This is a genomic window from Nocardiopsis listeri, from assembly GCF_020741345.1.
Lineage (GTDB): Bacteria > Actinomycetota > Actinomycetes > Streptosporangiales > Streptosporangiaceae > Nocardiopsis > Nocardiopsis listeri_A.
Window position 1 is genome coordinate 1 of the sequence record NZ_DYZD01000152.1, and the last position, 13378, is coordinate 13378.

At 68.9% G+C, this 13378-nt stretch carries 11 protein-coding genes and 1 pseudogene; 2 read left to right on the forward strand and 10 right to left on the reverse strand.

The annotated features are described in order from the left end of the window. The 6 genes and pseudogenes from K8V84_RS08680 to K8V84_RS08705 all read right to left on the reverse strand — a co-directional run. Nucleotides 1-476, reverse strand: a pseudogene (locus K8V84_RS08680) (acetoin utilization protein AcuC); the annotation flags it as partial. 166 nt (nt 477-642) lie between these two features. Next, entirely contained in the window at nt 643-2160 is a 1518-nt protein-coding gene (locus K8V84_RS08685; RefSeq protein ID WP_304072773.1) for a DUF1109 domain-containing protein, read from the reverse strand. A 622-nt stretch (nt 2161-2782) separates the two neighbouring features. After that, complete coding sequence (gene proC / locus K8V84_RS08690) at nt 2783-3577, reverse strand: pyrroline-5-carboxylate reductase (protein ID WP_304072775.1); 795 nt, start codon at nt 3575-3577, stop codon at nt 2783-2785. 109 nt (nt 3578-3686) lie between these two features. Continuing rightward, a complete protein-coding gene (locus K8V84_RS08695) occupies nt 3687-4622 on the reverse strand; it encodes a sugar phosphate isomerase/epimerase (protein ID WP_304072778.1) in 936 nt (311 codons plus the stop codon). Between the two features lie 167 nt (nt 4623-4789). Next, nucleotides 4790-5386 carry a C40 family peptidase gene (locus K8V84_RS08700; RefSeq protein ID WP_304072781.1) on the reverse strand — a complete coding sequence of 199 codons (597 nt, stop codon included), beginning with the start codon at nt 5384-5386 and terminating at the stop codon, nt 4790-4792. A 353-nt stretch (nt 5387-5739) separates the two neighbouring features. Continuing rightward, nucleotides 5740-6648: an SGNH/GDSL hydrolase family protein gene (locus tag K8V84_RS08705; RefSeq protein WP_304072784.1), complete on the reverse strand. Its 909-nt coding sequence runs from the start codon at nt 6646-6648 to the stop codon at nt 5740-5742. Between the two features lie 209 nt (nt 6649-6857). On the opposite strand from K8V84_RS08705, the gene radA reads away from it, so the two are divergent. Beyond that, nucleotides 6858-8291, forward strand: a complete 1434-nt coding sequence (gene radA / locus K8V84_RS08710; RefSeq protein ID WP_304072787.1) for a DNA repair protein RadA — start codon at nt 6858-6860, stop codon at nt 8289-8291. Nucleotides 8292-8315: 24 nt separating this feature from the next. Here radA and K8V84_RS08715 read toward each other — a convergent pair whose 3' ends face one another. Then, complete coding sequence (locus K8V84_RS08715) at nt 8316-8702, reverse strand: SSI family serine proteinase inhibitor (protein ID WP_304072789.1); 387 nt, start codon at nt 8700-8702, stop codon at nt 8316-8318. A 104-nt stretch (nt 8703-8806) separates the two neighbouring features. Continuing rightward, nucleotides 8807-9568 carry a hypothetical protein gene (locus tag K8V84_RS08720; RefSeq protein WP_304072793.1) on the reverse strand — a complete coding sequence of 254 codons (762 nt, stop codon included), beginning with the start codon at nt 9566-9568 and terminating at the stop codon, nt 8807-8809. A gap of 63 nt (nt 9569-9631) precedes the next feature. On the opposite strand from K8V84_RS08720, the gene K8V84_RS08725 reads away from it, so the two are divergent. Next, nucleotides 9632-10507, forward strand: a complete 876-nt coding sequence (locus tag K8V84_RS08725; protein ID WP_304072795.1) for an A/G-specific adenine glycosylase — start codon at nt 9632-9634, stop codon at nt 10505-10507. A gap of 38 nt (nt 10508-10545) precedes the next feature. On the opposite strand, the gene K8V84_RS08730 is transcribed toward K8V84_RS08725, so the two are convergent. Together K8V84_RS08730 and K8V84_RS08735 are read right to left on the reverse strand one after the other, a co-directional pair. Continuing rightward, nucleotides 10546-11388 (reverse strand): DUF3105 domain-containing protein, encoded by an 843-nt coding sequence (locus K8V84_RS08730; RefSeq protein ID WP_369696614.1) that lies wholly within the window; start codon nt 11386-11388, stop codon nt 10546-10548. Nucleotides 11389-11485: 97 nt separating this feature from the next. After that, nucleotides 11486-13378: ATP-dependent Clp protease ATP-binding subunit (locus K8V84_RS08735; protein WP_304072797.1), on the reverse strand; the 1893-nt coding region annotated here is incomplete at its 5' end.

Here is a 13378-nt window from a genome sequence, read left to right on the forward strand (position 1 = left end):
TACGCGATCCGCTTCGCTCCCTGCTCCAACAGCCAGGCGATGGCCAGCGCGGGGTCGTTGTAGACGCAAAAGCCCCAGGCGTGCCCGCGCATGGCGTGGTGCAGCCCACCCGCGATGTTCGCGGCGTGCGCGCTCCTTCCCGTCCACACCGACTCGGCTGCGGCCACCGAGGCGCCGGAGATCAGCGCGGCCGCGTCGTGCATGTCGGGGAAGACGGGGTTGTCGACGGTGCCGAGCAGGTGCGTGTCGTCGGGCTGGAGGGTCTTGCCCGCCCGCTTGACCGCCTTGATGTAGGCGGGGTCGTGCACCAGGGAGAGCAGTTCGTCGGAGGCCGGCTCCACGTCGATCAGGTCCACGCCCGGCCCGTCGAAGACGCCGAGCTCACGGCTGAGCGCCATGGTCAGTTCGACCCGGATCGGCGCCATCGGGTGCTGCGCCCCGAAGTCGTAGGTGGTGAGTCCTTCGTCCCATGCCACCCGAAGCGAGCAGGACGTGTGCCCTCCCATATGGTGACCCCCGTTCCAGGTGTGCGTGCTCCGAAGCACACAGTACGCAAGCCGGGGCCGCCCAAGGACCCCGGGGCCCGCACGATGACTCGTGCGGGTCCCGGTCGGTTTCCCCGTACTCGCGAAACGCTCGGGATCACTCCATGTAGAAGCAGTCCGCGTACGTCTCCCCGGCCTTCATCTTGATGGTGTTGTGCAGAGGCCGACTGGTGAAACCGTCGACCGATCCGATGACGATCCGGTACTCGCCCGGGTCCAGCGTCAGGTCCATCGCGTTGGAGTCGCTGAGGCAGGAGGTGTCGGTGGGCGCGGAGGAGGTGTCACAGCTGTCGCAGGGCTCGATGATGACCTCACCGTGCACCGCGTCCGGCCCGACGTAGAGGAAACGCATGTCCTCGTCGGTGTGGTTGACGTACTGGACCTTGACCTTGTCGCCGCCACCGGTCTCCCAGGCGGTGCCGTCCAGGTCGCTCTCGCCGACGATGATCGCGAGGTCCATCTGCTGCTCGATGCGACCGGCACCGATGTGCCGCTCCAGGTCCTCGACCTCGTCGGCCTCGTGATCGGGGTGGTCGGCGGTGAGGAACTCGACCTGTTCCTCGGCCTCGTCGAAGTTCTCCTCGTCGACCTGGTCCCAGCCACACTTGAGGGCGGCGTTGGGACGCTCCTCCTCGATGCGGTCGGCGATCTCGGGCGCGGAGTCCCAGTTCAGACCGTCGAACATGTCGATCTGACCGAAGGCCCCGCACCAGCTCTCGTCGGCGTAGTCGCCGGTCGCCAGGTCGTACAGGTCGACCAGGGCCGCGGGCACCTCTCCCGCGGCGGGGGTGTCCGAGAAGTCCTCGGCCACGAAGGTGTAGGTCTCCTGGGCCTGGCGGAAGGCCTCCTCGACCTCCTCGGTCACCTCTCCGCTGTACAGCTCGTCCGCCTCCGTCGCGAGCTGGGAGGCGTAGTCCAGGTGGACCTCGGCGACGCTGCCGTCAGTGTCCTCCCACTGGGCGGACGGGTGCGCGAAGTACTCGGTGTAGGACTCCAGGGCGTGGTCGTAGGCCTCGTTCGCCACGTCAGCCTGGGCGCGACGCAGCAGTTCACAGGCCTCCACACCGGAACGGGCCCGGTTCATCAGGCTCGGGGACATGGAGAGCTGGAACCCGGACTCGACCCCGTTGTAGGTGTCGATCGCGGTGTCACAGTCGCCACTGGCGTGGGCCGCGTCGGCCACGCGCAGTCGCCACTCACCGGCCTGCCACACTCCCAGCAGCGAAGCGGCCATCACCAGCACCAGGCAGGCCGCCAGGATCATCGGCATGGGCTTGGCGGAGGGTTGTCGTCCGATGCCCATGAGGCGGCGATCGTGGGCACGGCCGGCGAACAGACCGTGCACGACGGTGATCAGGATCCAAAGGAGCAGCGAGGGAACCCACACGAGCAGGTTGTCGGCCGCGCCGAGGATCGCCGCGGTGACCAGGAGGGCGATCGTGACGCCTACGTTGATCCCGAAGAACAGCCATTTACGCAGGTAGAAGTAGCCCGCACCGACACCGGACAGGTTGAGCAGCGCGGCGCGCAGGCCCGACTTGGATCGGAACAGGCCGAGCGGGGGCAGGGGCGGCGGGCCGGGGGGACCACCGAAGGGACCGGGGGGCGGCGGCATGCCCGGGCCACCGGGACCGCCCGGGCCACCGGGGGGCAGACCGCCGGCGCCCATCCCGCCGGGAGGCATCCCCCCGGGAGGCGGCGGACCTCCGGGCGGCATCCCCCCGGGAGGCGGACCCGTGGGGCCGCCCATCGGCGGACGTCCTCCGCTCGGAGGACCGAAGTCGGGCTGTCCACCGTTCGGGGGGCCGACCGGCGGCTGACCGCCGGAGGGCGCTCCGCCCTGGGGTGGTGGTCCACCGGGAGGTGGTCCGCCCGAGGGTGGACCCGCCGGGGGCGGACCCGCCGGGGGCTGCCCTCCGGGGTTCGGACCTGGAGGGGTCTGGCCGCCGGAGGGGTTCCCAGGGACCTGGGGACCACTCGAAGCTCCGGGCGGGGGCGTGTTCGGCCCGGGCCGCCCGGGCTGCTGGGGCTGCTGGGAAGGGTCCGATGGCGGTTGAGAGTTGGTCATGGGGCCCCGGAATCTGTGGAGGAGGTACTGGGAGTGTGCGGGGTGGAAGGAGGCGGGGTTCCACCCGCTCTGCCCGACTTTATGCATCCCATACGACGCCACTTCCAGCGCCCCTCGATCACGAACCGTTACGGGTTTTTATGTGATTTACGTCACATACCCCTGGTGATCAGTTCCCGGACAGAGCCCTGCTCCGGTCCCTCGCGGCCTCGATCGCGTCGGTGAAGGCGGTCCGCACACCGTGCCGTTCCAGTTCACGCAGAGCCGCGGCGGTGGTCCCGCCCGGTGAGGTGACCGCTTCGCGCAGTACCACCGGGTGCTCCCCCGAACCGTCGAGCATGGCGGCGGCGCCGGTGATGGTCTGTCCGACCAGACGCTGTGCCGTGACGCGCGGCATGCCCATCGCCACTCCGGCCTCGATCATGGTCTCGGCGATGAAGTAGAAGTAGGCCGGTCCACTCCCGGAGATGGCGGTCACGGTGTCCATGTGCTGCTCGCCGACCCGGATCACCTCGCCGACCGTGCTCAGCAACTCCTCCGCCCGGTCCAGGTGTTCCGACAAGGTGTGCGCGCCGCCGGAGACGGCGGTCATCCCCTTCCCCATGAGGGCCGGGGTGTTGGGCATGGCCCGGACCACGGGGACGCCGGAGGGCAGGTGGCTCTCCAACACGGCGGTGGTCAGCCCCGCGGCGACCGAGATGACCAGTCGGTCCTCGGTCAGGTGCGTGGAGATCTCATCCAGCAGGGCGAGCATGTCCTGGGGCTTGAGGGCCAGGAGCAGGGTGTCGGCGCGCTTGGCGGCGTCGACGGCCGGGACGGTCTCGACCCCGTAGCGCGCGCGAAGCTCCGCGGCGTGCTCCTCGCGTGGTTCGGTCACCAGGACGTCCCCCGGGGAGTGGTCCTTGGCCAACAGCCCGGCGAGCAGCGCCTCGCCCATCTTGCCTGCACCGATGATCGCGATCATGAAGGGGTCCTCTCTGCGGATCCCTCCACGCTAACCGCCCCACCGGCCCGAGGTGGACCACACGTCCCAACCTGTGGACAACCTCTCCGAGGCCGCGGCGCGGGGTGCCTCAGTCCGGGTCGACGGTGCCCTCGTCGTCGACGGCCCCGCCCTCGTCCACGGCGAAGCGTCGCGGCGGGGTCTGAGGGCGACGGCGCAGCAGCGCGATCCGCTCACGGCGGCCCAGTGCGGGTTCGGGCTCGCGTGGTCCGGCGAAGTGCAGTCGGGTGAAGGCCAGCGCCTCGGCCAGCTCGCGCATCCGGGTCCGCCGATCGGGGGCCTTGCGGGTGCTCACCTCCAGGACGAGCTGCCCCTCGTACCGATTGCCCGCCAGGTGTTCGAGGAGTTCGGCCACCGGCTGAGTCCCCCGCCCGGGGATGAGGTGCTCGTCCAGGTTCTGGCCGCCCAGGCCATCGGTGACGTGCACGTGGGAGAGGCGATCACCCAAGCGCTTGGCCATGTCCATCGCGTCGGAACCGGACATGGCGGTGTGCGACAGGTCGAGGGTCACGTCGGAGTAGTCGCGGTCGAGCGGGTTCCAGCTCGGGGCGTAGGGGACGACCTCGCGGTCGCGCACCCGGACCGGGTACATGTTCTCCACCGCGAAGACCACGTCGGTCTCGTCCTGCATGCGAGAGACGCCGATCTCGAAGTCCTTGGCGTACTCACGCTGCCAGCGGAAGGCCGGGTGGACCACGATCGTCTTGGCCCCGAGGGCCTCCGCCATCTCCTTGGAACGGACGAGTTTGCCCCAGGGATCCTTGCCCCACACCCGTTGGGTGAGGACGAGACAGGGCGAATGGACTGCGGTGACGGGCATCTGGTGGTAGTCCGAGAGACGCCGGAGGAGTTCGATGTCCTGGCTGGCCGGGTCGGAGGAGACGAGCACCTCCACACCGTCGTACCCCAGCTTCGCGGCGATCTCGAAGGCGGCCGGGGTCTTCTCCGGGTAGACCGACGCCGTCGAGAGGACCACGGGCGCGTCTGGGACCTGGATAGGGCTCACAGGTCCCAGAGTATGCGCTTTCGACGTCCTTGGGTCGACCGGGTGCGCCGATGCGGCGTGGCGAGGGACCTTCGTCCCGACCGTTCCGGCACACCCCCGTGAAAGGGGTCGACGGCCGTGGCCCCTGTGGGCGACGGCCGTCGGGAAGGGTGACGGGGCCGGAGCGGCTACAGCCGCACACCTCCGGCGAGGTTGGAGCGCATCACCGCGCGCTCTCCGATCTTGCCACCGGAGCTCGGGGCGTCGATCATGCGTCCACCTCCGAGGTAGATGGCGACGTGGTAGGCGTAACCGCCCGAGTCGGTCCAGTACAGGAGATCGCCGCGCTCGGCGTCGGCGTAGGAGACACGGGTTCCGGAACCGACCTGGTCGTGGGCGATGCGGGGCAGATCCACACCCGCCTTCCCGAAGGCGTGCTGCACGAGTCCGGAGCAGTCGAAGGAGTTGGGGCCGGTGCCACCCCAGGCGTAGGGCTTGCCCTTCTGGGCTTCGGCGGCGCTGATGGCCTTCTCGATGGTGGACGAGGTGAGTGCCTGGTGGACACGTTCCGGTCCGCTCTGCTGTGCGGCGGCGACCGGAGCGGTCGGCTGGTGGGGCTGGGCGAGTGCCGGTGCGGTCCCGGTGGCCAGGGCCGCCGCTGCGAGGGCGGCGACGACGAGTGTCCGCTTTCCCCGACGGTGTGCCCCGACGGTGACGGCCTGCTGTTCCGGGTCCGTGATGGAACGGCAGGCCCGAGTTTGCTCGTGGTGTCGCGGCAGGTGCATGTGGTGACCCTCCTCGATCGGCCGGGGCGGACCACGCCGCTGTGACGTGGGTCTCTCACCACCGACCCACCACCATTGGTCACATATTGATCACGACAAGTCACTCTCCGTAGTTCAATCGGTGACCCAAGGACGGTAAAGACTGCTTGACCCCGGCGGACATTTCAGTCAGAGAAGTACCAACCGAACATCATCCACCGGGGTCGATCACTGTGGGCCACGGGACACCGAGCACCAGGACCAGGAGCCTTCCGCCCCTGGCCAATCCCACGAGGGTCCGCCGTTCGGGCGCCCGAAGGTTTTCGACCTCCGGGCGCCCGAACGCGCCGAAGCACCGTGGGAGGAGCCGCAGACTAGGGGCTCGGGACCCCGAGGGCGTCACGGACGAAGTCGGTCGTCGCCTGCATGCCCATGTTGTTCGGGTGCACCGGAGCACCGTCCTCGGGGATCAGCCCCTCGACCCAACGCGTGTCCGACCCCTGACAGACGTCGTGACCACGCTCGAAGGTGTCCACGAAGACCGCACCGTGGGCCTCGGACTCCTCGGCGATCATCCTGTTGAGCGCGGTCTGCGCCTCGTCCAGGAACGGAACGTCACCACGGGCGATGGGCGTGCTCGGCCAGCAGCCGCCGCTCTCCGGCATGATCTGGAGGTAGCCGATGGCGAGCACGGTCGCGTTCGGGCTGCGCTCGGCGATGTCGGCGTAGACCTGGGACACCTCGCCTCGCATCCCCTCGATCCGGTCGTCCAGCTCGGTGCCGTAGTGGTCGGAACAGGGGCTGCCCACCGGGTTGCCCAGGCTCTGCTTGGCACACTCCACCAGCATCTCGGAGAAGCCGAAGTCGTTGCCGGCGATCCCCACCGTGACCAGGTCGGTCTCGGGGCGAAGGGCGTCGAGCTGCGGTTCGGTGTCATCGAACTGCTTCTCGTACAGGTGGCTCATCACCGCGCCGGAGCAGCTGACGTCGGTGATCTCCTCGACGCCGAGCTCCTCGGCGAGGCGCTTGGGGTAGTTGACGGACGACTGCATGCAGCCCAGCAGAGGCATCTGGGCACTCACCATCGGACCGGCGGTGAAGGAGTCACCGATGGCCACGTAGTGCGAGTAGGCGGCGGTCTCGACCTCGTCGGCCGCGGCGGGCGCCGAGGCCATCGTGACGCCCAGGGCGGCGATCGCGACGGGGGCGACGACCCGGGCCAGACGGCGCCGGAGTCCGGCGCGGGAACGGTGGGGGGTGGGGGATTCGTGTGAGCGGGACACGAGGGACTTCCTCTCGAGGGAGCGGGGGGACAGGAGTTGCCAGATACCGCCGGGGAGTGACTCCCCACACATTCTCTAACATGATTTACCGGATCCAAGGCCTAACTCGTAGGTAACTTTCATGTGTCTTTCGAGAATTTCCCGCGGCCCGCGGAGCACCTGTGGACGACGTTCCACGCGTGTCACCGGCACCCGTTAGCGTGGCGACCATGGCAAAAGCAGTGAAGTCCTCGTTCCGGTGCGTCGAATGCGGCTGGAGCACCCTCAAGTGGGTCGGGCGCTGCGGTGAGTGCCAGGCCTGGGGCACCGTGGAGGAGGCCGGGGCCCCCGCGCCCGGCGCGGTCGCCCCCGCTCCCGTCACCGCCAGGGCCCGCCCCATCACCGAGATCAGCGTGGAGACCGCCGAGGCGGTCCCCACCGGCGTGGACGAGCTCGACCGCGTCCTGGGCGGCGGCGCCGTCCCCGGTGGCGTGGTCCTGCTGGCCGGCGAACCCGGCGTGGGCAAGTCGACCCTGCTCTTGGAGGTCGCCGCGATGCGCGCCGCCGACGCGCCGGTCCTGTACGTGACCGGTGAGGAGTCGGCCGGACAGGTACGGCTGCGCGCCGAACGCCTGGGCGCCCTCTCCGAACGGCTGTACCTGGCCGCGGAGACCTCGGTGGCGACCCTGGCCGCCCACGTGGACGCGGTCGCGCCGAAGCTGCTCATCGTCGACTCGGTGCAGACCATGGTCTCCCCCGAGGCGACCGGCGTCCCCGGCGGCGTCACCCAGATCCGCCAGGTCTCGGGCGCCCTCATCCAGATCGCCAAGGAACGCAACATCGCCACCGTGCTGGTCGGCCACGTCACCAAGGACGGTTCCATCGCCGGCCCCCGGATGCTGGAGCACCTGGTCGACGTGGTCCTGCACTTCGAGGGCGAACGCCACTCCCAGTTGCGACTCCTGCGCGCGGTCAAGAACCGCTACGGACCCACCGACGAGATCGGCGTGTTCGAGCTGAGCGACAAGGGCATCGAGGGTCTGCCCGACCCCAGCGGGCTGTTCCTCTCCGATCGCACCGATCCGGCCCCGGGGACCTGTGTCACCGTCACCCTGGAGGGACGGCGCCCCCTCATCACCGAGGTGCAAGCACTCGTCGCGCCCTCTCCGCTGCCCGCGCCACGCCGCGCCACCTCCGGCCTGGACACCTCACGGGTGAACATGATCCTGGCCGTGTTGGAGAAGCGTTCGGGCATGAAGCTGGCCAATCTGGACGTCTACGCGTCCACCGTGGGCGGCGTGAAACTGACCGAACCCGCCGTCGACCTGGCGCTGGCCATCGCGGCCGGCGGCTCCCACAACGACGTCGCCCTGCCCAAGGGGTTCGTGGCCATCGGCGAGGTCGGACTGGCCGGGGACGTCCGTTCCGTCCAGGGGGTACGCCGCCGGGTGGCCGAGGCACAGCGACTCGGCTTCACCCAGGCGGTCGTACCGAAGGGTTTCGGCGACCCCATCCCCGGCATTCGCATCTACGAGGCCGAAGAACTGAAGGACGCCCTGAAGTGGATCGCCAAGAGCCGCAGGAAGGGCGGCCCGGACAAGCCGAAGGCGCCGAAGAAGCAGGCTCGTCCGAAGCTCACCATCGCCGAGGAACCCCAGTTCTGACGGACCGGGGCGCCACCTCCACGATCAGAAGTCGAAGACCGCGCCCTTGGCCTCGCGCAGGAGGCACTCGTTGCCGAAGGTCTCCTCGTAGCGCTCTCCCCCGCCGACGGCGACCACGGTCATCGGACGGTGGATCATGGTGCAGACGCCACCGGTACCGGCCTCGACGTCGGAGACCCGCCCGCCGGCCTCCTCGATGAGGTCACAGGCCTCCTCGGCCTCGGGGTGCGTCCCTCCGGCCGGTCCACACTCCAGGACCGCCGAACGGAACGACGTGGTCTCGGTGGCCCCGACCTCTCCCAAGACCTCGGGAGAGACGCGAAGCTCATAGCTCGTGGTCTCGGCCTGCGCGGGCGAGGCCAGGGAGAGGGCGAGGGCGGTGGCTGCGACGAGCCCGAGGGCTGTCCTCATGGGTTCACTCCAACGACGACGAGATCAGGTCACCACGAATCGTAGTGACCTGATAGCGAAGAGTTGTGGTGTTTGTGAAAACCGGTGTGCCGCCGTCGCGCCCCTCAGGCCTTGAGCTGAAAGACCAACTGGTCCACGCCGCTGACGATATCGCCGCGGAGGTTGGCCTTGTACCAACCCGCCTGGGCCTGCGACGAGGTCGACCGACAGTCGGTGAAGGAACGGTCCCGCTCCCAGGTGATCGTGTAGTCGTGCGGGCGGCCCTGCTCCAGCCGGCGCTCCTGGGCGGCCTTGCCCTCCACGCAGTCCGCGGTGGAGTAGATCCGGTCCTCTCCGGAGTGCACGATCAGTTCGAGCGCCTCCGGCCCCACGTCCACGGTGCAGGTCTGTTCGCCGACGTTGACCACGGAGACCTTGAACCCGGGGTCGGTGTCGGCCCCGTACACCTCCCGGTCGGCCTCGGAGAAGCCGAAGGAGACCACCACGTCCTGTGGACGGCAGGGGTCCTCGGGCTTTTCGGGAGCGGCGACCTCGGCGGAGTCCCCGTCGGAGGAACCCTCCTCCTCGGACTCCTCGTCCCCCTCCTCGTCCTCACCCTCGGAGGGCTCGTCGGACGGCGACGGGGAGGCGTCCTCCTCGGGTTCCTCGGAAGCGTCCTCGGACGGCTCCTCCTCGGGCTCACTGGGAGAGGGCGAGGGGTCCTCGACACCCGCCTGGTTGCTGTCCGACGTGTTCTCGCTCTCGGAGGGGCTGCAGGCGTAGGCGATCAGCGCGAACAGCAGCAGCACGCCGATCAGCACGAAGGCTCTGCGCCTCCAGTAGATGTCCTTGCTGACAGGTGCGGTGTGTCCGGTACTTGACGCCATGGGCCGTAGTATTGCGGTTTTGTGCGCCACCCATCCACTCAACCCGCCGATTTGCCGTTAAAGATGAGCGATAACCCTTACAGCACCGCGGTTCTGGCGTGGTACGAGACCAACGCCCGTGACCTTCCCTGGCGTCGTCCCGACGCCTCCCCCTGGTCGATCCTGGTCAGCGAGATCATGCTCCAGCAGACCCCGGTCGTCCGGGTCCTGCCTGCCTGGGAGGCGTGGATGGAACGCTGGCCCACCCCCGCCCACCTGGCGAAAGAGCCCTCGGGCGAAGCCGTTCGCATGTGGAACCGGCTGGGTTACCCACGCCGCGCGTTGCGTCTGCACGCCTGCGCGGTGGCCATCACCGAAGAGCACGACGGTGAGGTCCCCGACGACCACGCCACCCTGTTGGCCCTTCCTGGCATCGGCGCCTACACCGCGGCGGCGGTGGCGAGCTTCGCTTACGGGCAGCGGCACGCCATTCTGGACACCAACGTTCGGCGCGTCCTGGCCAGGACCGAAACCGGGGTCGAGTACCCGCCGAAAACCCAGACCAAGGCGGAGGTCGCCCTGGCCGAGTCACTGCTGCCACCGCTTCCGTCGGTGGCCGCCCGCTGGGGCGTGGCCGTGATGGAGCTGGGAGCCCTGGTGTGCACCGCCCGCTCCCCGCGCTGCGCCGACTGCCCCATCGCCGGCCAGTGCGCCTGGCGCTCTGCCGGCCGACCCGCCTACGACGGACCTCCTCGGCGCGGTCAGACCTACGCCGGGACCGACCGCCAGGTGCGCGGCAAACTCCTGGCCGTCCTGCGCGACTCCACGGAGCCCGTCGCCAAGGCGGCCCTGGACGCCGTGTGGGACGACCACGTCCAACGCGAACGTTCCCTGGACGCGCTCATCGACGACGGCCTGGTCGACCCGCTCGGCGACGGCCGTTTCGCCCTGCCCGGCTGAAGATCCCGGTACGTGGCCAAGGTCCACGATCGGCGGGGTCAGTTCATCCGGGCGTCGACGGTCTCGGGGTCGAAGTCGGCCTCGTTGCCGTCGTAGGCACCGCTGCACGGCGCACCCGGCTCGGGGGCCGCGGGGCTCTGCTCGTACTCGCGCAGGAAGTCGCCGATCCGTTCGTCCGAGGCCTCCTCCAACTGGATCTGGGCGCCCCAGGCCGAGGCCACGATCGGTGCGGGAAGGTCCTCCATCGGGCTGACCAGCACGTACGATCCGGGCACGTGGTGGGACGCCAGCTGTTCGACCTGGCCGGACTCCAGCGACGGGTCGTAGGTGATCCAGACCGTGCCGTGTTCCAGGGAGTGGACCGCGGCCTCGGTCAGCACCGGTTCGTCGTAGACGCCACAGTTCTGCCAGAAGGGGTAGTGCTCGCCGCCGACCGGTGGGTGCTGCGCGTAGTCGACGCTCTCTCCGGGATCCACGTGCTCGGCGGACAGACCCTCATAGAGCCGGACCTCGCCCTGGCCGTCCCCGCTCGCACCGCTCTCACCCGAGCCTGCGTCACCGGAATCACCCAGTGCCCACCACAGCCCGAGGCCCGTGACTCCGACCAGGACGATGGCGAGGGCGGCTCCACCGATCACCCAGGGCAGCGCGCCGCCACCCTTGCGAGGCGGTCCCTGGTACGGGTAGCCGTGCGGGCCGGCCGGCGGGTACCCGGGCGGACCCTGCGGCGGATATCCGGGCGGAGGACCCTGAGGAGGGTATCCCTGCGGCGCTCCCTGGCGCCAGGGAGCGCCGTGCGGACCCTGGGGCGGGTGCGAGTCGGCGAACGGTTCCTGTGGCCGCTGAGGGCCGTTCTGGTGGGGCTCATTCGGTGAGGACACTGGGGCACCCTACCCCGCGTCATGCCCCGGACACGGGAAAGGGGGCACCCCCGAAGGGATGCCCCCGTTCACACCGGCGCTCGGCCGGCCGATGTCCTTACTCGCCCTTGGAGGCGGACTCCACCTCAGGGGTGTCCGGAACCTCGGCGGGCTTCGGCACACCCTTGAAGGTGAACTTGGCGTCCGTGCCCTCGCCCTCGGCGTCGATCACCACGATCTGACCGGCCTTGAGGTCACCGAACAGGATCTTCTCGGACAGCTGGTCCTCGATCTCCCGCTGGATCGTGCGACGCAGCGGACGCGCGCCCAGCACCGGGTCGAACCCGCGCTCGGAGAGGACCTTCTTGGCGTTCGGCCGAAGCTCGATGCCCATGTCCCGTTCCTTGAGCCGGCCGTCCAGGCTCGTGATCATCAGGTCGACGATCTGGAAGATCTCCTTCTGGGTCAACTGGTGGAAGACGATGACGTCGTCCACACGGTTGAGGAACTCGGGCCGGAAGTTGGTCTTCAGCTCCTCGTTGACCTTGGCCTTCATCCGCTCGTAGTTGGTGGTGGCGTCGTCCTCCTTGGCGAAGCCCATGGCCTGGCCCTTGGAGATGTCACGCGTACCCAGGTTGGTCGTCATGATGATGACCGTGTTCTTGAAGTCGACGTTGCGACCCTGGGCGTCGGTGAGACGACCCTCCTCCAGCACCTGCAGGAGCGAGTTGAAGATGTCGGTGTGGGCCTTCTCGATCTCGTCGAACAGGACCACGGAGAACGGCTTGCGGCGCACCTTCTCGGTGAGCTGACCGCCCTCTTCGTAACCGACGTAGCCGGGAGGCGAACCGAACAGCCGTGAGACCGTGTGCTTCTCCATGAACTCGGACATGTCCAGCTGGATCAGCGCGTCCTCGTCCCCGAAGAGGAACTCCGCGAGGGTCTTGGACAGCTCGGTCTTGCCCACACCGGACGGGCCGGCGAAGATGAACGAACCACCGGGACGCTTGGGGTCCTTCAGACCCGCTCGGGTCCGGCGGATCGCCTGCGAAAGCGCCTTGATGGCGTCCTCCTGGCCGATGACCCGCTGGTGGAGCTCGTCCTCCATGCGCAGCAGACGGGAGCTCTCCTCCTCGGTCAGCTTGAAGACCGGGATACCGGTGGACGCGGCCAGGACCTCGGCGATGAGCTCCTCATCGACCTCGGCCACGACGTCCATGTCGCCGGCCTTCCACTCCTTCTCCCGCTGCGCCTTCTTGTTGAGCAGCTGCTTCTCGTCGTCGCGCAGGGACGCGGCCTTCTCGAAGTCCTGCTCGTCGATGGCCGATTCCTTGTCGCGGCGCACCTTGGCGATCTTCTCGTCGAACTCGCGCAGGTCCGGCGGAGCGGTCATCCGACGGATGCGCATCCGCGAACCGGCCTCGTCGATGAGGTCGATCGCCTTGTCCGGCAGGAAGCGGTCGCTGATGTAGCGGTCCGCGAGCTGGGCGGCGGCCACGAGGGCGCTGTCGGTGATGGAGACCCGGTGGTGGGCCTCGTACCGGTCGCGCAGACCCTTGAGGATCTCGATGGTGTGCTTGGTGGTGGGCTCGTCCACCTGGATCGGCTGGAAACGGCGCTCCAGCGCGGCGTCCTTCTCCAGGTACTTGCGGTACTCGTCGAGCGTGGTCGCACCGATGGTCTGCAGCTCACCCCGGGCCAGCATGGGCTTCAGGATGGAAGCGGCGTCTATGGCACCTTCCGCCGCCCCCGCGCCGACCAGCGTGTGCAGCTCGTCGATGAAGAGGATGATGTCACCGCGGGTGCGGATCTCCTTGAGCACCTTCTTGAGGCGCTCCTCGAAGTCACCGCGGTAGCGGCTGCCCGCGACCAGGGCGCCCAGGTCGAGGGTGTACAGCTGCTTGTCCTTGAGCGTCTCGGGGATCTCCCCCTTGACGATCTTCTGCGCCAGTCCCTCGACGACCGCCGTCTTACCGACGCCGGGCTCACCGATGAGGACCGGGTTGTTCTT